23 protein-coding genes and 2 tRNA genes are annotated in these 21,444 nt (G+C 37.8%); 11 read left to right on the forward strand and 14 right to left on the reverse strand.

Annotation, left to right across the window (positions count from 1 at the left end):
- Positions 1 to 53: 53 nt before the first annotated feature.
- Both trmB and ACAY00_RS09045 read right to left on the reverse strand, forming a co-directional pair.
- Positions 54 to 782 carry a tRNA (guanosine(46)-N7)-methyltransferase TrmB gene (trmB, locus tag ACAY00_RS09040; protein WP_371372651.1) on the reverse strand — a complete coding sequence of 243 codons (729 nt, stop codon included), beginning with the start codon at positions 780 to 782 and terminating at the stop codon, positions 54 to 56.
- Between the two features lie 174 nt (positions 783 to 956).
- On the reverse strand, positions 957 to 1,289 hold the full coding sequence (locus ACAY00_RS09045) for a YggL family protein (RefSeq protein ID WP_371372653.1): 333 nt from the start codon (positions 1,287 to 1,289) through the stop codon (positions 957 to 959).
- Between the two features lie 168 nt (positions 1,290 to 1,457).
- Here ACAY00_RS09045 and mutY point away from each other — a divergent pair, with 168 nt between their 5' ends.
- The 5 genes from mutY to ACAY00_RS09070 all read left to right on the forward strand — a co-directional run bounded on the left by mutY (position 1,458) and on the right by ACAY00_RS09070 (position 4,988).
- On the forward strand, positions 1,458 to 2,516 hold the full coding sequence (mutY, locus tag ACAY00_RS09050; RefSeq protein ID WP_371372655.1) for an A/G-specific adenine glycosylase: 1,059 nt from the start codon (positions 1,458 to 1,460) through the stop codon (positions 2,514 to 2,516).
- Positions 2,513 to 2,785: an oxidative damage protection protein gene (locus ACAY00_RS09055; protein ID WP_371372657.1), complete on the forward strand. Its 273-nt coding sequence runs from the start codon at positions 2,513 to 2,515 to the stop codon at positions 2,783 to 2,785. The genes mutY and ACAY00_RS09055 overlap by 4 nt, the downstream gene beginning before the upstream one ends.
- Positions 2,786 to 2,996: 211 nt before the next feature.
- Positions 2,997 to 3,072: transfer RNA gene (locus ACAY00_RS09060), tRNA-Phe, on the forward strand.
- A 73-nt stretch (positions 3,073 to 3,145) separates the two neighbouring features.
- Positions 3,146 to 3,221, forward strand: a tRNA-Thr gene (locus ACAY00_RS09065).
- Positions 3,222 to 3,828: 607 nt separating this feature from the next.
- Positions 3,829 to 4,988 (forward strand): IS3 family transposase gene (locus tag ACAY00_RS09070; protein WP_371372659.1). Its coding sequence is split into 2 segments (ribosomal slippage): positions 3,829 to 4,105 and positions 4,105 to 4,988, totalling 1,161 coding nucleotides; the frame shifts between segments, so codons are not numbered across the junction.
- A 1-nt stretch (position 4,989) separates the two neighbouring features.
- Here ACAY00_RS09070 and ACAY00_RS09075 read toward each other — a convergent pair.
- The 3 genes from ACAY00_RS09075 to ACAY00_RS09085 all read right to left on the reverse strand — a co-directional run bounded on the left by ACAY00_RS09075 (position 4,990) and on the right by ACAY00_RS09085 (position 7,395).
- Positions 4,990 to 5,145: a hypothetical protein gene (locus ACAY00_RS09075; protein WP_371372661.1), complete on the reverse strand. Its 156-nt coding sequence runs from the start codon at positions 5,143 to 5,145 to the stop codon at positions 4,990 to 4,992.
- A gap of 163 nt (positions 5,146 to 5,308) precedes the next feature.
- Positions 5,309 to 6,847, reverse strand: coding sequence for a glutamate synthase-related protein (locus ACAY00_RS09080; RefSeq protein ID WP_371372663.1), 1,539 nt, complete (start codon positions 6,845 to 6,847; stop codon positions 5,309 to 5,311).
- A gap of 53 nt (positions 6,848 to 6,900) precedes the next feature.
- The gene (locus tag ACAY00_RS09085; RefSeq protein WP_371372665.1) at positions 6,901 to 7,395 is read right to left on the reverse strand and encodes a hypothetical protein; all 495 of its coding nucleotides are present in this window, start codon (positions 7,393 to 7,395) and stop codon (positions 6,901 to 6,903) included.
- A gap of 459 nt (positions 7,396 to 7,854) precedes the next feature.
- On the opposite strand from ACAY00_RS09085, the gene ACAY00_RS09090 reads away from it, so the two are divergent.
- Positions 7,855 to 9,426, forward strand: a complete 1,572-nt coding sequence (locus ACAY00_RS09090) for a sulfatase-like hydrolase/transferase (protein ID WP_371372667.1) — start codon at positions 7,855 to 7,857, stop codon at positions 9,424 to 9,426.
- 48 nt (positions 9,427 to 9,474) lie between these two features.
- Here the strand turns inward: ACAY00_RS09090 and ACAY00_RS09095 are convergent, their stop codons facing one another.
- The 8 genes from ACAY00_RS09095 to ACAY00_RS09130 form a co-directional block, all read right to left on the reverse strand.
- Entirely contained in the window at positions 9,475 to 10,287 is an 813-nt protein-coding gene (locus ACAY00_RS09095) for a glycerophosphodiester phosphodiesterase (RefSeq protein WP_371372669.1), read from the reverse strand.
- Positions 10,288 to 10,407: 120 nt separating this feature from the next.
- Entirely contained in the window at positions 10,408 to 11,682 is a 1,275-nt protein-coding gene (locus tag ACAY00_RS09100; RefSeq protein WP_371372671.1) for an MFS transporter, read from the reverse strand.
- A gap of 114 nt (positions 11,683 to 11,796) precedes the next feature.
- Positions 11,797 to 12,069, reverse strand: coding sequence for a 2OG-Fe(II) oxygenase (locus ACAY00_RS09105; protein ID WP_371379652.1), 273 nt, complete (start codon positions 12,067 to 12,069; stop codon positions 11,797 to 11,799).
- Entirely contained in the window at positions 12,014 to 12,178 is a 165-nt protein-coding gene (locus ACAY00_RS09110; RefSeq protein ID WP_371379766.1) for a hypothetical protein, read from the reverse strand. Before ACAY00_RS09110 ends, ACAY00_RS09105 begins: the two co-directional genes overlap by 56 nt.
- Positions 12,179 to 12,790: 612 nt before the next feature.
- The gene (locus ACAY00_RS09115) at positions 12,791 to 13,717 is read right to left on the reverse strand and encodes a M14 family metallocarboxypeptidase (RefSeq protein WP_371372673.1); all 927 of its coding nucleotides are present in this window, start codon (positions 13,715 to 13,717) and stop codon (positions 12,791 to 12,793) included.
- Positions 13,718 to 14,445: 728 nt separating this feature from the next.
- Positions 14,446 to 14,754 (reverse strand): Mpo1-like protein, encoded by a 309-nt coding sequence (locus tag ACAY00_RS09120; protein WP_371372675.1) that lies wholly within the window; start codon positions 14,752 to 14,754, stop codon positions 14,446 to 14,448.
- A 16-nt stretch (positions 14,755 to 14,770) separates the two neighbouring features.
- Positions 14,771 to 15,409 (reverse strand): GNAT family N-acetyltransferase, encoded by a 639-nt coding sequence (locus ACAY00_RS09125; RefSeq protein ID WP_371372677.1) that lies wholly within the window; start codon positions 15,407 to 15,409, stop codon positions 14,771 to 14,773.
- 423 nt (positions 15,410 to 15,832) lie between these two features.
- Positions 15,833 to 16,204, reverse strand: a complete 372-nt coding sequence (locus ACAY00_RS09130) for a DUF3192 domain-containing protein (protein WP_371372679.1) — start codon at positions 16,202 to 16,204, stop codon at positions 15,833 to 15,835.
- 181 nt (positions 16,205 to 16,385) lie between these two features.
- Here ACAY00_RS09130 and ACAY00_RS09135 point away from each other — a divergent pair, with 181 nt between their 5' ends.
- Complete coding sequence (locus ACAY00_RS09135; protein ID WP_371372681.1) at positions 16,386 to 16,700, forward strand: hypothetical protein; 315 nt, start codon at positions 16,386 to 16,388, stop codon at positions 16,698 to 16,700.
- A 50-nt stretch (positions 16,701 to 16,750) separates the two neighbouring features.
- Here ACAY00_RS09135 and syd read toward each other — a convergent pair whose 3' ends face one another.
- Entirely contained in the window at positions 16,751 to 17,308 is a 558-nt protein-coding gene (gene syd / locus ACAY00_RS09140; RefSeq protein ID WP_371372683.1) for a SecY-interacting protein, read from the reverse strand.
- Between the two features lie 125 nt (positions 17,309 to 17,433).
- On the opposite strand from syd, the gene queF reads away from it, so the two are divergent.
- The 4 genes from queF to ACAY00_RS09160 all read left to right on the forward strand — a co-directional run bounded on the left by queF (position 17,434) and on the right by ACAY00_RS09160 (position 21,217).
- Positions 17,434 to 18,285 (forward strand): NADPH-dependent 7-cyano-7-deazaguanine reductase QueF, encoded by an 852-nt coding sequence (queF, locus tag ACAY00_RS09145; RefSeq protein ID WP_371372685.1) that lies wholly within the window; start codon positions 17,434 to 17,436, stop codon positions 18,283 to 18,285.
- A gap of 191 nt (positions 18,286 to 18,476) precedes the next feature.
- Positions 18,477 to 19,829, forward strand: coding sequence for a nucleotide 5'-monophosphate nucleosidase PpnN (gene ppnN, locus ACAY00_RS09150; protein WP_371372687.1), 1,353 nt, complete (start codon positions 18,477 to 18,479; stop codon positions 19,827 to 19,829).
- A 7-nt stretch (positions 19,830 to 19,836) separates the two neighbouring features.
- Positions 19,837 to 20,655, forward strand: coding sequence for a flap endonuclease Xni (gene xni / locus ACAY00_RS09155; RefSeq protein ID WP_371372689.1), 819 nt, complete (start codon positions 19,837 to 19,839; stop codon positions 20,653 to 20,655).
- Positions 20,656 to 20,839: 184 nt separating this feature from the next.
- Positions 20,840 to 21,217 (forward strand): DUF3192 domain-containing protein, encoded by a 378-nt coding sequence (locus ACAY00_RS09160; RefSeq protein ID WP_371372691.1) that lies wholly within the window; start codon positions 20,840 to 20,842, stop codon positions 21,215 to 21,217.
- Positions 21,218 to 21,444 lie beyond the last annotated feature (227 nt).

Consider the following 21,444-nt stretch of genomic DNA (forward strand, 5'->3'; position numbering starts at 1 on the left):
CACAAAAAAGGGGCTAAACTGCCCCTTTGGTGGATCATTAAGTTGAAATTTGTTTAGTCAACTTTTTGAAACTGTAAATCCCACACCCCGTGACCTAGCTTTTGGCCGCGGTTTTCAAATTTAGTTAAAGGACGAGAATCAGGGCGAGGTACATAGTCGTTGGTTTCTGACATATTTACAAAACCTGGCGCTTGGCTCATGTCTTCTAACATACACTCAGCGTAGTTTTCCCAGTCGGTAGCCATATGGAATACACCACCTGGAATAAGAATATTACGAATACTCTCAATAAACTCTGGCTTTACGATACGGCGCTTGTGGTGTTTGGCTTTGTGCCACGGATCAGGGAAGAATAATTGCACCGTGTCAATACAACCTTTAGGTACGCAATCATCTAAAATTTCAATCGCATCGTGCTCATACACTTTTAAATTATGAACACCTTCAGCTTCTGCCAGAGCCAAACAAGCACCAACACCTGGGCGGTGAACTTCAATACCGATAAAATTGCGGTTAGGGTCATTTTTAGCCATTTCAACCAGAGACTTACCCATACCAAAACCAATTTCAAGAGTGATTGGGTTGTCATTACCAAATAAATTGGCGATATCTAGCATACCATCGCTGTGGTTTAATCCCATGGTATCCCAAAGGGTATCTAAAGCACGTGCCTGACCTTTAGTTAGTCGACCTTCACGTTTTACAAAACTTCTGACTTTACGAATATATTTGCCTTCTGCTTCGGCTTGTTCAATCGTTTTGTGCTTTTGCTCATTACTCATTTATACATCTCTTTGGCATCGAAAATTTTAGCCAGGCATTATCCTGCTTTTACCAACAGAACTCAACTCCCAGCTTTTAAAACGGACATGATATGTATCACAGGTTTGTCTTATACCGATAAGGTAGCCGATAATTCATGTCGAATATGGTTAGGTAAATTAAGTATAGGCGTTTTACGCCCACCAAACATCGTACAGTTCAGATACGGTTACCGATTTTGCTCCGGCATCTGTCAGCCACTTTTTGACCTCTTGACGATGTTCGTCAGTACATTTACCAAGTTTTTGGGTACAAATAAGACCATGCCAAATAAGATCGCCTTCGCCACCAAAACCTAAACCATTGGGTTCAATAACTTCGTCAAAAAATTTATCGATAAATTCATCTATGGCTTCGTCTGTGGTGCCTTCTTCAAATTGCCACGCAACGTCAAAGCCCAACTCCTGAAATTCATCGACACGTAATTTTTTACGTAAACGACGACTACGATTTTTTGCTTCCATCATAACATACCTTCTCATTGTCATATTTAGCGCGAAGAATAGTGCGAAAACAGACAATTGCCAAGTTTTATTATGTAAATTGAACTCAAATAAAGCATTTAGCATGGCGCACAATTACTAAAGGCGATACACTCCCCAACCAATAAATAGAATCAATAAATTTATATCTTTATGCAGTTTAGTGATCAAATTCTTGCTTGGTTTGCTGACAAAGGTCGCACCCATTTACCATGGCAACAAGATAAAACCCCATATAAAGTTTGGATATCTGAAATCATGTTGCAACAGACTCAAGTGGCAACGGTTATCCCATACTACCAACGCTTTATGGCAAGTTTTCCAACCGTACTCGATTTAGCCAATGCCAAAGAAGATTTGGTTCTACACCATTGGACCGGGTTAGGTTATTACGCCAGAGCGCGCAATCTACATAAGGCGGCTAAACAAATTCGCGACCAGTATCAAGGTCAATTTCCACAAAACATTGAACACGTTATTGCTTTACCGGGTATCGGGCGATCAACCGCTGGTGCAATATTGTCGCTATCATTAGGTCAGCATCACCCAATTCTTGACGGCAATGTAAAACGTGTATTAGCGCGTTATCATATGGTTGAGGGTTACCCTGGCTTGGCCAGTTTTGAAAAGCAATTGTGGCAATTATCAGAGCAATTAACCCCAGCTCAAGGGGTGAGTGAATTTAATCAAGCGATGATGGATATGGGAGCGATGATCTGTACACGCTCCAAACCATCTTGTACCGAGTGCCCATTAAAACAAGGTTGCCAAGCATTTTTTCATGAGAAACAATCTGAATTCCCGGGTAAAAAGCCGAAAAAAGTAAAGCCTGTAAAACAAACTCAGATGGTGATGTTTTATTATCAGCATTCGGTATTAATGTATAAACGCCCACCTTCAGGTATTTGGGGCGGTTTATGGAGTTTTTATGAGCTAGACTCGGCTGATAAAATCAATGAATTGGCTAGCTCGTTAGGATTAGAGGTTAAAGCGATAAAAAATTTAACCGAGTTTCGTCACACGTTTAGTCATTTTCATTTAGACATAAGCCCAATTCTGGTCGAAATATCCAACAAAGGCACTAATATTAATGATAATAATGATCAGCTTTGGTACCATCTCGAGCAAGGGGCAAACATTGGCCTGTCAGCACCTAGTAAATCTTTGCTGACTTTATTGAACAACCCAATCGAGAAAGAGAACGAATTATGACGCGCAAAGTTTTTTGTCAACATTTAAAAAAAGAAGACGACGGCCTAGATTTTCAATTTTACCCAGGTGAGATTGGTAAACGCATTTTTGATAATATCGGAAAGGAAGCTTGGGCTATTTGGCAGAAAAAGCAAACAATGCTTATTAATGAGCACAAATTGTCGATGATGAACCCTGACGATCGTAAATTTTTAGAAAAAAACATGGTCGATTTTCTATTTGAGGGCAAAGAGCCTAAAATTGAGGGCTACACGCCAGAGAGTAAATAAACACTCTTTTTACTTTTTTAAGGGCTGCCTGAGCAGCCTTAGTTAAAATTCAGTAAAATCATGATGCTTTTTTAATCGCTTTGACCATAATTTAAATTAATTAAAAAAAAACACGATTTTTTATAAAAAAGTAGTTGACGGGGAGGACGAAAACCAGTTTAATAGCGCCCGTCTTCAAGGGGAAGCCAACAAGCCCACCCTATAGCAAATTGCCTTGATAGCTCAGTCGGTAGAGCAGAGGATTGAAAATCCTCGTGTCCCTGGTTCGATTCCGGGTCAAGGCACCATATTTTAGAATAGATGATATGTTCATTTATTCGGTGCCAAAATAAACATTGTTTATTGCACACAGTTTTGTGTGCCGACTTAGCTCAGTTGGTAGAGCAACTGACTTGTAATCAGTAGGTCGCCAGTTCGACTCCGGCAGTCGGCACCATTTATCAGATAAGCCCAGCATAAGCTGGGTTTTTTTGTATCTGTCGTTTGGTTAAATTCTTAATTTATTCTCACTTACACCAATATTTCTTCTACCCTGCACTATTCGCGGTTTATACACCAGTTTCATTATCTATTTCGTTGTATCGATAGGCACAAAATCCACCCGAATTAGAGTAAACCCCATTAAGGCGAATTGGGTATTAGGGTAAATTCGTCAAAATAAACTTATATTTCAGGTGATTTTTAAGGGTCAAAAAGGATTTAATCCGTTACTTGGAATTAATTGGGTATCTCCTACCCCTCATTTTTAGTGGTGTTGTGATAATTAAGGTAAATTATCTGCTGGTGTAAAAATCCGAACTGGGTTTTGGCACTAGCTCTATCCGTTACTCTTATTGTAAACTTGAATAAAAGTAGTAATAGAAATAAAGGATTATATGAAATATTTAGCACAAAACACTTGGGATGATTTACCTTTCAAAGACTATATGTCCACTTCCCCATTAATGACACAGTTCTAAATTAGAGTTTTCTAGTTTATTGATCTGATTTAATTAAACAGGACACTTTGATAATGGAATATAATCCAATTATTGAGGTGTAAAATGACAAAAAGAAAACTTAGAAGCTATACGGCAGAGTTTAAAAAAGAAGCCGTTGCATTGGTAACAGAACATGGTTACAGCGTCTCCAAGGCTGCTGAATCATTAGGAATAACGGATAAGTTGCTTTATAACTGGAAAGCCAAGTTTGAAGCAGAACAATCTGGTAGTAGCTTAAATGCAGATGAAAAAGCAGAGTTATTAAAGCTTCGCAAAGAAGTAAAAGAGCTAAGGATGGAAAAAGAGATCCTAAAAAAAGCCAGCGCCCTCCTGCTAAAGGAAACCAAGTAACGTTTCAAACAATTAAGCAATTTTCTTCGACATTTCCTGTTACTAAGCTTTGTAAGGTAATGAAAGTAAGTCGCTCAGCGTATTATGCCTGGCTCAATAAGCCTGCAAAAATCATAACCGCCGAGCAATTGCATTTATATCGACGAGCTAAGGATATCTTTAAGAAAAGTCGTAGTAGCTTAGGTTATAGAGAATTGCGAAAACGGTTATGCAAGGAGGGCTTGAATATCAGCGACTATGGTATGAAAAAGCTCATGGCTAAGCTTAATTTGGTTGTAACGCAGCGTATTGCGTATAAAGTCACGACTAAACGTAAGCATAGCGATGCGGTCGTGGATAATTTACTAAACCAAAACTTCAATCCTGTTGCGCCAAATAAAGTTTGGGCAGGTGATGTCACCTATTTAAAAACTGGTGAGGGTTGGATGTATCTAGCCATTGTGATGGACTTATATTCTCGCCGTATTGTTGGCTGGCATATCGATAAGCGCATGACTACCGATTTGGTTAGCAAAGCAATGATAAAGGCATATAACTTACGTCAACCGCCTAAGGGCCTGGTATTTCATAGTGACCGAGGCTCACAATATACGAGTAAACACTATCGGAAATTACTGATAAGCTATGGTATTCGAGCAAGCATGGGCGATGTTGGCGCGTGTTGGGATAATGCTGTAGTTGAACGATTCTTCGGTAGCTTAAAACATGATTGGCTGTTTAAAGTGCCTCAGCTAACGCGAGAACATATGAAAAATGATGTCAGTGCATATATGAGGTATTACAACGTAGAAAGGCTTCATACAGCTAACGAAGATATGTCGCCAATTGAATATGAAATTTATTATGAAAATTCTTTAAGAAAAGTGTCCTGATTTAGTTGCGCAGAACATCGCCATGAAGGCGAAACACTAAACACCAATACCGAATTTGTCTTGAACTGACATTGAATTGTTTTGAAAGCTGGCGCGAACCTTTGGTGTTGGCTTGCATTGCTACTTCTAGTTTGAACTCTCTACTGTATGTAGACATAAAAAGACCCCCAGTAATTGGAATGTCCAACTATTGGGGGTCACTTCAATTAGCGGGGCTTTTTTTCGTCTGAAATTTATTCATTGAACTGCAGTAGCTAAAGTCGACATTATAAAGGTGTCAGGTTAAGCAAACTTTGACACCTATTTTATAAATGGTGGGTTTAGCGAGTTTTCACCCCGGTAAATTTCACCCCTGACAACATGGCCATATCTTGGTGCCATGTGGCTAAATCATTTTGATTAAATTTGGACAAGGCATCATGACCACATCCTCTGGCCATGACAGACATTAATTGAGTCGATGCTTGAAAGAAATTTTTCAACTGAACAGCTGATTTTTCAATGTTTAGCCGTTGTCGTAGGTCTTTATTTTGAGTGGCGATACCCGCTGGGCAATTATTGGTATTACATATCCTAGCAGCAACACAACCAATCGCTTGCATGGCACTGTTTGATAACGCGACAGCATCCGCGCCAAGAGCAAGTGCTTTGACAAAATCAATGGGGACTCGTAATCCGCCCGTTATTATCAATGTGACATCACTGGCATTTTGCTCATCTAAATATTTACGCGCACGAGCAAGAGCGGGAATGGTTGGCACACTAATATGATCGCGAAACATTTGCGGTGCGGCACCTGTTCCGCCCCCTCGACCATCTAAAATAATGTAATCGGCGCCAGCGTCTAAAGCAAAATGAATGTCTTGTTCAATGTGATTAGCACTTAACTTAAAACCGATAGGGATCCCCCCAGTGATCTCACGTACTTTATTGGCAAAGTTTTTAAAATCATCAACGTTATGTAAGTTTTTAAATGTGGGCGGTGACACTGCGTCGGTGCCTTCTTTAAGGCCTCGAACTTGCGCTATTTTACCAACATTTTTATTCGCGGGCAGATGGCCGCCGGTGCCCGTTTTAGCGCCCTGCCCGCCTTTAAAATGAAAAGCTTGTACATTTTTCAGCTTGTCTTTAGAAAAACCAAAACCGGCACTAGCAAGCTCATAAAAGTATTTCGAATTAGCTTGTTGCTCTTCGGGCAACATTCCCCCTTCACCAGAGCAAATTCCGGTACCGGCAAGTTCAGCCCCGGTTGCCAGAGCAATTTTGGCTTCTTCAGACAAAGCACCAAAGCTCATATCAGAAACCAGTAAGGGAATATCAAGCTTTAAGGGCTTTTTTGCCCTTGGGCCAATAATCACTTGAGTATCTACTGCCACATCTTCCATTAAAGGCTTAGTCGCCATTTGCGCGACCATAATTTGAATATCATCCCATTGTGGTAATTTATATCTTGGCACCCCCATCGCAACCATTGGTCCATGACTTCCCATATTTGCCAGTCCATCTCGGGCTAACTGATGAATAAACTCGAGTGTTGGCTCTTCTGTTGTTCTTTTCACTTTAGGAACATCTGCCTGTTGCGTTGACACTCCTGGACCTGCTTTACCAATGTGGTCATCGTCAAATTGTTTATGGCTACCATCACAAAATGGACTATTACCGGTATGTTTACACTGACATAAATATGCATCGGCCGTTTCTTTTGCTCTAAAAGGCTTTGGTTTGAAATCTGTTCCGGCATGAGAACCGTCACAAAAAGGTTGGTTGGCAGAGCGGCCACAGGTACAAAAATAATATTCTTTCCCTTGTTCTAGGTGAACTTTTTTGGGCGATATGGCGGCAACTATGGGTTTACTCATATTCGGATCCTATTTGTTAAATCTAGTGATGCTTATGATCTGTGCTATCGATGTTAAAACTCATACACACCAACATTTTCTATATGTGGATGCTCAGTAATAACATTTTCAATCAAAGCCTCTTGTTGTTCTGTGTGATCGATTAACAAGATAAAGCGCCCTTGTTTTAATTGTTTATTTAATCTCGTGCAATTTAATGTTTTTTCACTCGATGCTAGTGGGTATTTATTAATCGACGTTAAGATGAAAAAAATAAAGGCAAAACAAAAGAGCACTAATGATATAAGCATAGGTAGGGTAAGATTTAAAATGTAGCCTGCGCTGGCAATAGCGATAGTTACCAACAGAGCAATGATGGTGTTAATTTCACGGCGAAACATGGAGCCAATGAAGTAACTGCCTGATGGCAATAAGGATTCTAGGTAACGAACGCCCTGTCTATTACCAATGAGGTGTAGCTGTGGTTTGCTAAAGCCTTTTTGTTCAAGTTGTTGGCAGATCAACTGCAAATCACCTAAGTCATCCGCGAGATAAACGTGTTGCTTCATTCAAATTCCTTCTCCTAACTCCCTTTCTAGGGCACGACATTTTTATTGAGTAAAGAAGAGTATGGTTAAGCATTGAAGAACTTGCAATTTACAACAAAGAGGGATTGTTTAGTACTTAAAAATTTATTACAAAATAAGGGATGGATAAAATATCAGTTTTTCCGTAAGCTTATGAAAAGATGTTAGATAAAATAGAATGAGATAATATTTATCATCATTATATTAACTCAAAGCTTTGAAAGCTAAGTTTACAAGGTGAATTAATTTTTTAGGTAGAAGAGGAAATTTCAATCTTCATTTTGCATAAAATACGTACCTTTTATTAAAATCATCCTTGAAAAAGGGTTATATAAAATCAATCAAAACTAGTTATCTTTCTCTATTTTCTCTACTCCCTGAGTGTCAAATACTTCATTATGGATTCGACTGGACAACTCTTAAAACTTGAAATTTAACTAAATGAATACACAGATAAACTACAAATTGCTGCTTCTTCCCTTTACATTGCTACTTTATTGTTTCTTTCTAAATCTTTCCAAAATTGAAATATCATTTTTTCATGGAACACTTCACATACTATTACAATGCAGCTTATTGACAGCTTTGGTATTTTTCCCAAACTCAAAAATATTTCGTTTTTTGATTGCCATATTTTTGAGCATAAAATTATTTACTGAGTTGTCTTACAACTCATCTTTATCCATCAGTATGGTCATGAGTTTATTTTCAAGCACTGTCAGTGAATCATTAGCATTTATACAGTTTAATCTCTTTTCGGTACTTGTAACCATTACATTTATAATTACTGTTGGCTTAGCGCCAGTACCAAGTGAGAAAAAATATCTAAAATACCTCGCTTTTGCTGGAATAATATATTTGATTTTACCTCTTACTTATAAAGCTAATACATTTTTCTCTTCTGAGAAATTTGATAACTACAAACGTACTGGGCTTGCTAAAAGTCAATCTCATATTTTTAATTTATTCGAATATGTTGTTGAAGAAGAAATAGCGTTGAGGTTACCTGCACTTAAATCAATTAAGGGATTTACAGATAGTTTAGCTTTTTTTTCATCTCAGCAAAAAGGACTAAACAGCACATGGAAGAATGTTACCGATATGAATGACAATAACAAGTTATTAGTACTTGGAATTGGTGAATCATTAAGGGCTGATCACTTAAGTATTTATGGCTACAAAAGAGAAACAACTCCTCAACTTTCCAAGCTATTACACGCTATTAGTTTATTTGATAATACGTATGCTGCAGGAACAAACACTTGGAATTCATTACCTACGGCGTTAACAAAATCACATGACAAACCAGATTTAGCTAAATCAATTATAAACCTTGCGAAAGATGCTGGTTATACCACCTTTTGGATTTCAAATCACGCGCAAACAAGTACTTGGGATCATTCTGTATCTGCAATAGCGAACCAAGCTGACCATACTTTTTTTTACTCGGATATTAAGCCAGGCTCTGTTTATGACATTGACTTAGTTGAAAAACTTAAGACTATCGTACTTAATCAAGAAAATAAAACTCTCGTAGTTTTACACTTTTATGGCTCTCATATGCAATTTAGTGATCGATATCCTGCTGAATTCTCGTTATTTAGCAGCAAGAACAAAATACTTGATGAATATGATAATTCTATCATTTTTACAGACCATGTCCAAAACGAAATAATAAACGTAGTCTCAAATTTCAATGGTAAGTACTTATTTTTTGCTGATCATGGATTAATAAATCCTAATGGTGTATTGCCATTAAAGCATGATGTTAGAACCCCTCCGAATCTTGACTCGTTAAAAGTGCCACTATTTACTTTTCCTAAAACAGATTTGTTAAAAAATGGTACAACTAAAGGTTTTATTTCTTTGTACTATTTTGAATGTATTTTTTCTAGTTGGTCAGAAATCACATCCACAGATTTAACTGATAACGATTACTGTCAAAAAAATATTAATAATGATCAAGTGCAATTTTTAGATGCTAATTTAAAACAACACAAAATAAATCTTTAGGAATATATTGAAAATATATTATGAGTTCTTTTTGGGTTAATAAATTATCTAATGACAATATTGGGCAGTGTAAAAATTCTCATCGGATAGTGTTACTTTTACATATTCATTTCTCAGGAATTCTTTTAATATATTTTTTTCATTGACCGTGAACAGTAGTATAGGTAATGAATTCAAAGAATCCTTAAGAATAGGACTATAGTTTTGGTATCCCATAGAAACAGCTGAAAAATATTCAAGAATATACTTAATTTTTAATTTATATATTTCAATTAAAAAATTTAATTTTCCATCTCTTTCATTGAACGTAATCCAATAGCTTGTGTTAAACCCCTCTAATGAGAATGCTTTTAGATGATTTGCACTTTGCGATTCAATTAATACTCTATCTTTTAAGTGATGCTCTTTTGTTAATTGAAGAAATCTACTTACAGCCGAATTGATGTTAGCTTCATCTAGATATTTTAAATTTTTGAAATCCAACCAAAAATAAACATCATTATTTACACTATTGAATAATTCTTTTAGTGTTAAAAGTTTTCCATATTTTAAATTATATGGATAATCATGAGATATAATGTAGTCGTTTAATACCTCATCAAAAAAAACATCCACTTCAATGCCTTTTGCATTGAGTTCTATGGCTTTTTTAACAGCTTTTATTGAGTTTTGTTCGAACTCTTTGTGATAGCCCCTATGTGCCCAAACTTTATGACAACTGTTATAGAAAAAGGAAGAATTAGAAAGTTTATATTTAAAAACTAAATCTATAAAAAGGGACAAAAAAAATGGCAATAATATGATTAATAAACAAGAAGATATAAAACCTTTTTTATTTTTATCAGTAAATCTAAAATTCATATTATCAGTTTTTATGTAAGTAAATTTTTAAATCCAAAATATAGCACTTCACATAATTTTTCAAATGAAAAATACAATTAAAGTTAAAAACAGATTTAGTATCTATTAATGCTATTTATTTCATTCTTTTTCTTCATTAGATTCATCATTATGTTCTACCATTTGTTCATGAACCGTAGTCTCATCAATTCGTGGGTCTAATGATGCGGCCATAGGTGATGTGGTGATATCTGATGGACTGACGACATAGTCATCTTCACTTGGGGTTTCTCTTTTTTGCACCGAGTTAATCACTGACAAGGATACAAACATTATTAGGGTTAGTATGGCGATTGAGCCATACAAGGCTTGAAAACCTATTAAAGACATTAATTGGGCAATCACTGTTGAGCCCAAACAGGCTCCGCCACCAAAGGCGATTAATAACGCCGATGAAACCCCGACTCTGTCTTCATCGCTGACCGCCGAGTTAGCGAGCGCCGATGACAGTGGGTACATAGTAAAAGCAAAAAGGCCAAAGCAAAACGTCGAGACCAAGGTCAGTATGTTTGGGGCGGTATTAAAGCTCATGACTAGGGCCACAACTCCTATCCCAAGCGAATTTATTCTAATTAATACACTGCGTCTGACCCTATCTGATAACACCCCCATGGGCCATTGCGCCAACAAACCGGCAAGTACCGTAATCGCCATAAATGAGCCGATATCACTGGCATTAAAGCCGGCTTGTTGAGCATAAACTGGTGCTAAGCCGTAAAAACTGCCATTTATAATGCCTGCAAACAACACCGCGGTAAGGGCTTCAGGAATGGATTTAAAATAGCTAAAAAAACTAATCGAGATGGGTTTTAAAGGCGCGGGGTGGATTCTCCGAGTAATCGATATTGGCACAATTCCAATCGAGACGGCAATGCAAATAAGAAACAAGGGGGCCAAACCCAATGCCGGAAACAGGGATAATACAAACTGTCCTACGATCATGCCAAAGTAGGATGTGATCATATAAATTGAAAATATTTCGCCACGATTTTCGGGCTCAGCTTGCTCATTAAGCCAGCTTTCTAGCACCATGTAGTTACACATCATACCAATGCCAACGAATAACCTTAAAACGAGCCAAATATAAATATTATCTGTTAACCCATGCGTTGCAATACAGGCAAGTACCGTTGCCGTACTGGCTGCAAAAGTGCGAATATGACCTACGCTTTTAATAAAGTAATACGCTATTTTTGAACCGGATAATAACCCCAAATAATACGCTGAGGTCATTAACCCAATCCAAAAGGTTGTTACCTCTGCAGCAGTTAAATAGACGGCTAAATAAGTGGTCAGTAAGCCGGTGCCAGCCACAAGAAAAAAGTTTGTCAGATAAAGAGATAAAAATGCTCGCATATGCATTAACCCTGATATTTGGTGTCATTATTAGATATAGGCAACAACTAATTATTATAGGTCGGGAAATACTTGATAAGATAAAAAATAATCATATCACCCTCTTCACTTTGATTATTGCGGCGGGTCAACTTTATATCCAAACGAGCCATTACTTCGAAACCAACCGGCAATAGAATATCGCTCTTTGTTGGCCGTTAAAACTTCGTGGGGGAATTCTTCGCTTAGAAAAAGCGCCAATGTGCCAAACTCTGGTTTCACTATCATCCCATTTTGACAGGATCCACTTTGATATAAAACCAATTCACCGCCATGACCTTCTTGCCATGCTTTAATTAAGGAAGAGAACCATAGATAACACTCTATTTTTTTGCCCTTGAAAAGCATCAAGATGGCGATTAATGCTATATCCTTTTGCTCGAATATCTTCTGTAATTTTGTCCAAGAGTGCGGCTTCTGAATTTAAACAAGCCGTTTTTATATCATGAGAATGCATCGTGTTAAATTTCCCCGCGATTAAATGAGAAAATCGCTTTGTTATGATTGAAATGAAGGGTCGTTAATGTAGAGATGAATGTTTCAATCTATGCTTTTGTATTTATTAATGTCGTATTTCTAATCCAAGAAATATTACAATGTTCACATAGCTCAAAAAGATGAAAATATATTTTCCACACCACCTTGTAAGTAATTGTAAAGTATAGATTTTTTATTATTGAGTAAAGGTAAATAAAATTGTGGTAGGGATAAAAAGTTTTTTCACAATGAGGTTTGACACACAGCTTGGGGACTGTTGTTTTGGGGTAAGTGATTTTTATCCTCAAGGCAGAGTAAAAACAGCATATAAGTGCGATTCTAGTAAAGTAAGAAAGCTTAAATGACCTAAAGTTAATACGCTTTAATACACTGAAGTTAACATACCTAATATGGGCTAAGATAATGAGCTAAGATAATGAGCTAAGATAATGAGCTAAGATGATGGGCTAAGATACGCCAAGAAAAAGGAGGAAAGCGGCATTAAAAATGCTAGTGCTATATATTTAAAGCTTGTGTCGTCAAGCTAGCCAAATGGTTTGGATAGCTTGACGTTATTACTTAATGAAAGACTTTAAAGCGATAATAAATGTTTTAATCCACCACTGATCGCGGCAACTTGAGCTCGTATGCAGTTTTCATCATCGACTTTGTCGCTATCAGGATACACTTCTGTGGTCGTACAATACGCAGCACCAGTAAGACTTGCGCATAAGCCTAATTTTTTCGTTGGGTAATTAATGACCCCAAATTGGTCTAAATCTTTACCTATTAACTGATTATTTTGATCCGCTGGCGCAATATGAGTAACTTGCTCCACTGCCTCAATAATCGCTTTTTGAAATGCCTTTTGTGGATTCTCACTATCACCAACCAAATAAAAACCGTCAGGTATATTCCAAGATGTTTGTACGCTGGCATCACGAGCGGCAAGCGCGGGACGAAACTCACTGTTATCTGTATCTGTGGTTTCATGTAAGTCAAAATGCGCTAAAAATTCAATATTCAATTCAGTTTTTAACTGGTTTACATACGCCATTATTAGCGCCGATTCTTGCGCTGGACTGGGTTGATAAAATGAACGGTTGGGATCAATGGCATTCGGGTTCCAGCGATTGATGGTTTCGTATCCCCAAGGGCTAATACACGGCGCAATCACAAAGTTAAATTGAGGAAATTGTTCCACTTGAGTTTGGGCAAAACGAATAGCACCTTGGACCCCACTGGTCTCGTAACCATGCACCCCACCAGTGATTAAAATGAAAGGTTTGGTTAAATCAATATTAGCCGACTTTAAAATACATAACTCAAAGGTCTTATCTTTATAGGTTAGTTGGCCATAGTTAACTGTTTCGAGCGAGGCTGGAGCATCCTTTAACTTGGCAATCACTTCATCTTGATAACTGCGTTTTACTTGCTGTTTAGATAACCAACATTGTTTTTCGTCATTACCCCATTTTTGTCCTGGGGTGCCAATAGGGTACGATTTATCCTGATTCATTATTGTTCTCTTTGTTAAAGAAATTTTTTGCAAGAATACTCTTGTTAAGCGCTTCTGACAATGACGTTAGTTTGCGTACAGGCTTTTTATTGACTAATAATCATGACTCATGATGAATACGATAGCGCAAACTTTGACCGGTTATGACGTGCATCATCAAATGATTCATTTGTTCATAATAAAGGCTAAAGGTCAGGCGTGCGTGAATTTTACCCGCTTTTTAATAGCCCTAGGCTGAATACCAAACCATTTTACCTCTTTCACATGCCAAATATTCATTTTTATCCAGTTCATTGCGACAAATTCTATGCTTCCCGTTAATACCATATAAAGGATTATCTAACCGATACATGATGACCATATGCGACATATTGCTGATCCGATAAGTCGGATTCTTTGCTGGAATATTTATCACCCTTGGTTGTGGTTTTATTCAATCACCAAACCACATTAAGCGGCTGTCTGAATGCTTAATACCAGATTAAGATACGGATACATTGACGGCATTAACAACAATCGGGGTATTAAAGCAATAATCGAATATCGCTAGGTATTGGGTTCACTTTGGCGTCTTTTTAGCAGAAACTTTATAAATGAGTGATATAGCACCGAGCGTATTTTTAAGGCCGGCATGACCGCGTTATTTGATATTCTACAGAACCACAAGTTGCTAGCGGTTTGAGCTTGCACTTTGACGTTAGGAATAACTTCGCTAAGCAATATTTTACTTAGCTATCTTGATGCTTGCCTCTTAGAAAGTTAAAAAACATCACCCAGTCAGCCATTAAACTAAACCAAGGATATTGAAACGTTGCCGGCTTATTGTGCTCAAACAACGCATGACCTAGCCAAGCAAAGCTGTATCCAATAACGGGCAAGACCCACAGATACCACAACTGATGACTCAGTAAACTAAAAATAAACACTATGATCACCAATGCACTACCAATGTAGTGCATCGCTCGGCATTTAGGGTGTTGATGTTGCGAAAGATAATAGGGGAAAAATTCTTTAAAGCTGTTATAGGTCTTTTTCATTAGGCGTTTCTTATTATTACACTTGTCTATAATGCACCATGAGTGGGCCAACGACATTACCCACTTTAACCTCTTCGACAAATTCATAGTCGCATTCTGCAAAAAAGTTTTTGTACTTTTCCGTGGTCACATACACTGCGACACCCTCACTCGTAGGATCTTCACTTAACACGGTATTAACCGCAGCCATGAGATAGTGGCCAAATCCGTGGTGTTGATGTAAAGGGTGTATCGCAATAAAAGATAAACGATGATAACGTTTTAGAGGAACGACTGATGAGATAAGCTCTTCTTTTTCAATCATTTGTTTTGTACTAACATACCCTGCCCCAAGTAACATTTTTAGTCGCCAGTGCCAAAAACGTTCTGAGCCAAAGCCAGAATCTGGTGCATGTAAACACGCCACGCCGACCAGGGCTTCACCGTTATATAAACCTAAGATAGGCTGTTTAGCTTGCCAAAATGTGGTTAATTCTTCACGAATGGCAGCTCGCAAACACTGTTCATAGTCACTGTTTTCGGCGCCAAAAATATCCATAAATACCGGATCATCATGATAGGCTAGGAACAGTAAGGATGCCGCTAATTTTAAATCCGCAGCGGTTAAATACTCAGCTCTTACGTTCGCGTCAGTGGCAAGTGTTATATCGTTCATACTAACCTCTTGTTGTTCTAGATAGTGAAATCTTTTGGTTACTACTGAGATTACCAACAAAACCAAATTAGAAAGTTGATTTTAAATAATACCCTCTCCATTAAACGGCGGCTTTAATAACGAAGGCACATAAATAACGAAGGTACATACGGCTAAAAACCGACAGCATCAAACCAGTAGCTTTGCTCAGGTAGGCATTAGCGAGTCAAACGGTTTTGTAAAAAAAATGTATCAGGAAAAACACCTTAGCAAGTAAAAATATTATCCGTCAAGATTTAGTGACAAAATAGAAACTAAAAAAGAGCTTATAAAAAAGCCGTGTTAGAAAAAACAATAAGGTAGGTATAAAGGATTAAAAGCCGTTTGGGTATGCCAATAACAATACAAAAAACATACCCAAACAAGCAGACATTACCCGATGAACTAAATCATCTTGTAAGCTTTTTCACCCCAACTGACCAGCTTTCCATTTTTAAATACAAGTGGCGTACACTCATCTTTGGTGGTCATAGAATCTTTGTGTTTGCGATTAGTACGATAAAATAAGACTTGAATGTTCTCGTTATTTCGTTGAAAAGTTTCATTAAAATCAGGCACACCTAGGTGATCTTGCACTTCTAGATATCCCATATCTAAAGATAAACGAGCAATTTTCTTACGATTTTCATATTCACGATCTTGAAAACTTGCGGTGATGTTTTCATGGCTGCCATCACCATCGGCAACGACAATACAACCTGGTAACACCATAGCTAAAGGGGCAGCAATTAATAAGGCAGCTAATGACTTTTTCATTTTTTTTCTCTCTTTGATTTATTAATAAATTAACATTAGGTAATTAGTTTAAGCAAACACCACGCCAAAAACCACAAACCATTGAAAATAAAAGGTTTTATAATATTTTACAAATAGAACAGCTGACAGCGTTAGTTAATTTCGCTACAATTTGCGCAATTTAACAAAAACTGAACTAAAAATGAGCACAGAATACGAAATATTAAAAGCTGCTGCGAACTTGGCTAAAGAAAATAAAAAACCAACGGTCGCACTGTTAAAATCTCGCTTGCCCAATTCCACCCCTTTGGCTTTGATCATAAAGGGGTTACAGCAATGGCAAGCTAACCCAAGGTTACCTGAGCGTGAGGAAACAAAACAGAACAGCGCTAAGTCAAAATCAAAGACCGAAATTGAAAGCTTAATAGAGCAAAAGATTGCCCAATCAATCGCGCCCCTAAAACAAAAAATTATTGAATTAGAAAATGAGCTGAAGCGTTTGCAAGCAAAAGACTAAAACTTATTTTGCCAAAAGGGAAATCTAATTACCTTTTGGCTACTCAGGTATTAAAGTGGCGAGAGCTGAGCGATAAACTCAGCTAACGAGTCGGAGACTTTATGAGAAGGTTCACAACCAACGGCTTCCGTCCATACTTCACCACTGTCGTTGTTAATCACCAAGTTAATATCTTCTTCGTCGGTAACAGCAAAAAACACCGTCACCTGCTGCTTTAATTTTTGCTTCATTAAGACATGGCCGATAACATTTTTTTGCAAACGCTCAAAGTCGTCGGCACTCCATGCAAATAACAACTCCAAATTTCCATCTTTTGCTGTTGCCGGCACGGACTCGGCAAAACAGTGACAAAAATAGGTTTTAATATCGTCGTGTAATCTGAGCTCAAGCGCCTTTTCAACATTATCAAATGATAAAGCTGAATCAAACTTGGCTGGCTGCCACTGCACCATCCCATTTGCACTCGGCTCTCCAACTTCACAAGGCGATGGCCATTGTTCATCCGCTTCAACCAGAGGCAAACTTCCGGTTTTATTTTGACTATGTTGGACAAATTGCTGTAAAAATGTGTCAAGATTTTGACTAAGACTAGGTTGTGACGCGCTCATCGGGTAAAATGCCCCTTTTCAATTTAATAAATGGTCAACACCAATCATCTTCTTTCTGGTATTGCCTATAATGGTAAGTTTAATAGAAGGTATCATACCCTGTTGCCAACACAATTTTAATCACTATGAGTAAATATCAAAACGCCGACGAATTAAAATCGCTGATTTTAGGCAAAACAACCGATTATAAGAGCGACTACAGCCCAGAACTATTACAAGGTGTTCCAAGAGCATTAAATCGTCAAGATTTAAACCTTAGTAACGACTCTTTACCTTTTTATGGTGAAGACATTTGGTATGGTTATGAATTATCTTGGTTATTGCCAAGCGGCAAGCCTGTTGTCGCGCTTGCTGAGTTTTGTTTTCCCGTTGACAGTGAAAACCTTATTGAGTCCAAGTCATTTAAGTTATATTTAAACAGTTTTAACCAAACTCGCTTTGCTAATTGGCAACAAGTAGAACAAACCTTGAGTGATGATTTAGCCAAAGTGGCCGGTAAACCGGTTAAAGTGTCCTTGTTTAATGTTAATGACTGCCTGGCATTAGAAATACCCGAGATCAAAGCTAAAAACATTGATCATGTAGATATCACTATTGATAACTACGAATTTGATCGCGACTTGTTAAAGGGCAGTGTTGAACCTCAGTCTGAGCACGTAAGCGAATATTTAGTAAGTCATTTGTTAAAGTCCAATTGCCTTATTACCAATCAACCCGACTGGGGTAGCGTTTACATCCAGTACACAGGGCCTAAAATCGATCATGCTGCGCTGTTAACGTATATCATTTCATTTCGCCAGCATAACGAATTTCACGAGCAATGTGTCGAGCGCATTTATACCGATATTATGGAATTTTGTCAGTGTGACTCTTTGTCAGTATTTGCTCGTTATACCCGTCGTGGTGGTCTTGATATCAATCCATTTCGTTCCAGTCGCAAACAACCGACACCTCGTAATCGCACATTACGCCAATAAGTTATATATCCTATCGATTAAGCCTGCGTCATTTCTTATTCGCAGGCTTATTTTTTGTTCTAAGCTAAGTTATTGAACTAAACTGAAATTATGGCCGTTTAATATAACAAGGTCATGCCAAGTTTAATATTTATAACAACCAAGACTTGTTATCTATAATCTCCCTTAACGTTTAGCTTACGAGTATGCCTATGCAGATAGAATTAAACCCAGTAGGTAATATGTGCCTGCTCTCTCCATTAGAAGTCGATTTACTGCACCGCTCTGCCAACAGTGAACTTTACCAACTATACAGAAACTGCTCCCTTGCGGTACTTAACGTTGGGAGTAACACTGACGATGCCGAAGCGATTTATAAACAATATGAGAGCTTTGATATTGAAATTCTTAAACGCGAACGAGGCGTAAAGCTTAAACTAATCAATCCTCCTGAACATGCTCTCGTTGATGGTAAAGTGATCACAGGAATTCGAGAGCAGTTGTCTGCTGTATTAAGAGACATTCTGTTTATATCTAACCGCTACCTCTGTATTCCGCAGCCAAAACCAAGCAACATCATTACCCATATTGTGTTTGATATCATTCGAAATGCCAACAGCATAAAGCTTGAAAGCGATCCCAACCTTATTACCTGTTGGGGCGGCCACTCGATTAATCACAATGAGTATAAATACACCAAAGAAGTCGGCTATCAGCTCGGTTTAAGAGGGATGAACATTTGTACCGGTTGTGGCCCAGGGGCGATGAAAGGTCCAATGAAAGGCGCAACGTTTGGTCACGCCAAACAACGTAATTACCGCGGACGCTATATTGGATTAACCGAGCCTAGCATCATCGCGGCAGAGCCCCCGAACACCATAGTGAACGAATTGGTGATCATGCCCGATATTGAAAAACGCCTTGAAGCTTTTGTGCGTTTAAGTCACGGAATGATTATTTTTCCAGGCGGGGCCGGCACCGCGGAAGAGTTATTGTTTATTCTTGGTATTTTATTGCACCCTGAAAATAAATATCAAAAATTGCCTATAGTCTTAACGGGACCAAGAGAGAGTGAACAATACTTTGCTGAATTAGATAATTTTATTGGCTCTATACTAGGGCCTGAAGCCCAGCAAATGTACACCATCATTATCGATAACTCTGAAGATGTCGCGCAATATCTGCAACAACATTTACACTCGGTCATTAATTATCGCAAGATGGTTGGCGATGCCTATCATTATAATTGGAGCTTAGAAATAGAAGATCACTTTCAAAGGCCGTTTGACCCTAGCCATGAAAATATGGCAAATTTATGTTTAAGAAAAGATTTACCAGTCAATGAATTGGCTGCAAATTTAAGAAAAGCGTTTTCTGGCATTGTCGCCGGTAACGTAAAACCTGAATGGGTTAAACGGATCCGAGAACAAGGCCGTTACCAAATCAGTGGCGACAAAGAAATTATGTCTCTGATGGATAACCTGTTATCATCATTTGTAAAGCAACAGCGTATGAAATTACCTGGAAGTAAATACACTCCCTGCTACGACATAGTACAAGAATAATAATAAAATGAAAGTTAACCTGATTTTAATCGATGCCATGAACCTGATCCGCAGAATATATGCGGTGCAGGAACGCCCCTTTTTGTTGTTAGACGAACTCTCTGACAAAACCAAGGTTCAGATCATTCACAATACTAAACTCAATGCCAATAAAGCATTGCAAAAAATCCTGAATGAGTTGAAACCAACCCATGCGTTAGCCGTTTTTGACTGTAAAAATCCTTGTTGGCGATATCAGCTGTTTGCGGATTACAAAAAAGGGCGCAAACAAATGCCCACGCATTTGCAAGAAAGCTTAGTTGATATACAAGACGGTTTTTTAGAACTTGGTGTCGACTCTTTAGAATCAGAGAACGATGAAGCCGACGATTTAATTGCCACCTTAGCGGTAAAAGTCGCTCTTAGGGGGCAACATACCACCATCATTTCAACCGACAAGGGCTACTTGCCTATACTTGGGCAAAACATTGACGTTTATGACTACTTTAATAAACGTTACATGGATGAAGAGTATGTGCGAAATAAGTTTTCGGTGAAGTCTAGCCAATTAATTGACTACTGGACGATGACGGGCGATAACACCAATAAAATACCTGGTGTCACCGGAATAGGCCCAGTCACCGCTGCCGACTTATTGCAACAATATGGATCATTAAATGCAATTTTAGCCGCCGAAGACTTGAAGAAGTCGCTGAAAAGAAAATTCACTGAATGCCATGACCAAATCCAAATAAGTCAACAATTATTGAATCTAAAAAAAGATATTCCTCTGGGTTTTAATTTAAAAGATATACGCTTAGAGCACGAAGAACTAACGCTCGATTAAACCCCATTTCAAATTTTTTAGTCTAACGCCAGCAAGAGATTTAACATCACTCTTACTGGCGATAACTTTTGTTACAATTACCGGTTTTGATTCCATAAAATGAGAAGATTTTCCTTTGTTTTCAGTGCCAAACTTCTATATTATTAGTGTTTATTTATGACACTGACGTTTAGGGTTTCCTCCTATGAATAAAAAAATTGCCTTCTTTCTTTTCCTTGCTTTTGCTCTATATGGTGTATTTGCTACCTCAGTAATGTACTTTTATAAAGACACGCCTGCAAACATGGAATGGGATGAGCGTGAAGGCTACAACCGTCAATACATTAATCAATTAAACTTAGAAAACACTAATGTAGACAAAATCTTACAAGATTTAGGCGCGCCAGATTTAACCGAAGCTAAAATAGTTGGCTCTGAAAGCTACCAGGTAATGTTTTATCGCACCCAACATAAACATTCTGATGGCATCACAACACAAGATGAATGTACCGCATTATTGTTTAAAGGTGGGATGTTGGTAGGGATTGGTGAAACGGCCTACATCGATTATAAAGAGCTTTAACGCCTTTACGATTCAACAATTTGTTGCTTTATGTCAAACAAATCCTGCAACTTACCCATTATTTGTTGCATTTTATCGACAAATAGATGAAATCCAACTAGAAAATTTTCACTAGTCATGTTATAAATCCGCCATCAAATGAAAGGCGGATTTTTTTTAGTCTTTTTTTATTCATTAATAAATCTAAAAATATTCTCTTTTGAGTAATTTTTTCCAATTATTTTTAT

Origin of the sequence: Thalassotalea sp. 273M-4 (assembly GCF_041410465.1) — a bacterium.
Classification (GTDB): Bacteria; Pseudomonadota; Gammaproteobacteria; order Enterobacterales; family Alteromonadaceae; genus Thalassotalea_A; species Thalassotalea_A aquiviva.

What these genes read in the sequence shown, in the direction of transcription:
- trmB (WP_371372651.1), bottom strand. Translation starts at nt 782, where the DNA reads ATGAGTAATGAGCAAAAGCACAAAACGATTGAACAAGCCGAAGCAGAA.
- syd (WP_371372683.1), bottom strand. Translation starts at nt 17,308, where the DNA reads ATGAGCGCGTCACAACCTAGTCTTAGTCAAAATCTTGACACATTTTTA.
- xni (WP_371372689.1), top strand. Translation starts at nt 19,837, where the DNA reads ATGAAAGTTAACCTGATTTTAATCGATGCCATGAACCTGATCCGCAGA.
- ACAY00_RS09160 (WP_371372691.1), top strand. Translation starts at nt 20,840, where the DNA reads ATGAATAAAAAAATTGCCTTCTTTCTTTTCCTTGCTTTTGCTCTATAT.
- ACAY00_RS09130 (WP_371372679.1), bottom strand. Translation starts at nt 16,204, where the DNA reads ATGAAAAAGTCATTAGCTGCCTTATTAATTGCTGCCCCTTTAGCTATG.
- ACAY00_RS09125 (WP_371372677.1), bottom strand. Translation starts at nt 15,409, where the DNA reads ATGAACGATATAACACTTGCCACTGACGCGAACGTAAGAGCTGAGTAT.
- ACAY00_RS09105 (WP_371379652.1), bottom strand. Translation starts at nt 12,069, where the DNA reads ATGCTTTTCAAGGGCAAAAAAATAGAGTGTTATCTATGGTTCTCTTCC.
- ACAY00_RS09090 (WP_371372667.1), top strand. Translation starts at nt 7,855, where the DNA reads ATGAATACACAGATAAACTACAAATTGCTGCTTCTTCCCTTTACATTG.
- ACAY00_RS09115 (WP_371372673.1), bottom strand. Translation starts at nt 13,717, where the DNA reads ATGAATCAGGATAAATCGTACCCTATTGGCACCCCAGGACAAAAATGG.
- mutY (WP_371372655.1), top strand. Translation starts at nt 1,458, where the DNA reads ATGCAGTTTAGTGATCAAATTCTTGCTTGGTTTGCTGACAAAGGTCGC.
- ACAY00_RS09055 (WP_371372657.1), top strand. Translation starts at nt 2,513, where the DNA reads ATGACGCGCAAAGTTTTTTGTCAACATTTAAAAAAAGAAGACGACGGC.
- ACAY00_RS09120 (WP_371372675.1), bottom strand. Translation starts at nt 14,754, where the DNA reads ATGAAAAAGACCTATAACAGCTTTAAAGAATTTTTCCCCTATTATCTT.
- ppnN (WP_371372687.1), top strand. Translation starts at nt 18,477, where the DNA reads ATGCAGATAGAATTAAACCCAGTAGGTAATATGTGCCTGCTCTCTCCA.
- ACAY00_RS09110 (WP_371379766.1), bottom strand. Translation starts at nt 12,178, where the DNA reads ATGCATTCTCATGATATAAAAACGGCTTGTTTAAATTCAGAAGCCGCA.
- ACAY00_RS09075 (WP_371372661.1), bottom strand. Translation starts at nt 5,145, where the DNA reads ATGTCTACATACAGTAGAGAGTTCAAACTAGAAGTAGCAATGCAAGCC.
- ACAY00_RS09095 (WP_371372669.1), bottom strand. Translation starts at nt 10,287, where the DNA reads ATGAATTTTAGATTTACTGATAAAAATAAAAAAGGTTTTATATCTTCT.
- queF (WP_371372685.1), top strand. Translation starts at nt 17,434, where the DNA reads ATGAGTAAATATCAAAACGCCGACGAATTAAAATCGCTGATTTTAGGC.
- ACAY00_RS09045 (WP_371372653.1), bottom strand. Translation starts at nt 1,289, where the DNA reads ATGATGGAAGCAAAAAATCGTAGTCGTCGTTTACGTAAAAAATTACGT.
- ACAY00_RS09100 (WP_371372671.1), bottom strand. Translation starts at nt 11,682, where the DNA reads ATGCGAGCATTTTTATCTCTTTATCTGACAAACTTTTTTCTTGTGGCT.
- ACAY00_RS09135 (WP_371372681.1), top strand. Translation starts at nt 16,386, where the DNA reads ATGAGCACAGAATACGAAATATTAAAAGCTGCTGCGAACTTGGCTAAA.
- ACAY00_RS09080 (WP_371372663.1), bottom strand. Translation starts at nt 6,847, where the DNA reads ATGAGTAAACCCATAGTTGCCGCCATATCGCCCAAAAAAGTTCACCTA.
- ACAY00_RS09085 (WP_371372665.1), bottom strand. Translation starts at nt 7,395, where the DNA reads ATGAAGCAACACGTTTATCTCGCGGATGACTTAGGTGATTTGCAGTTG.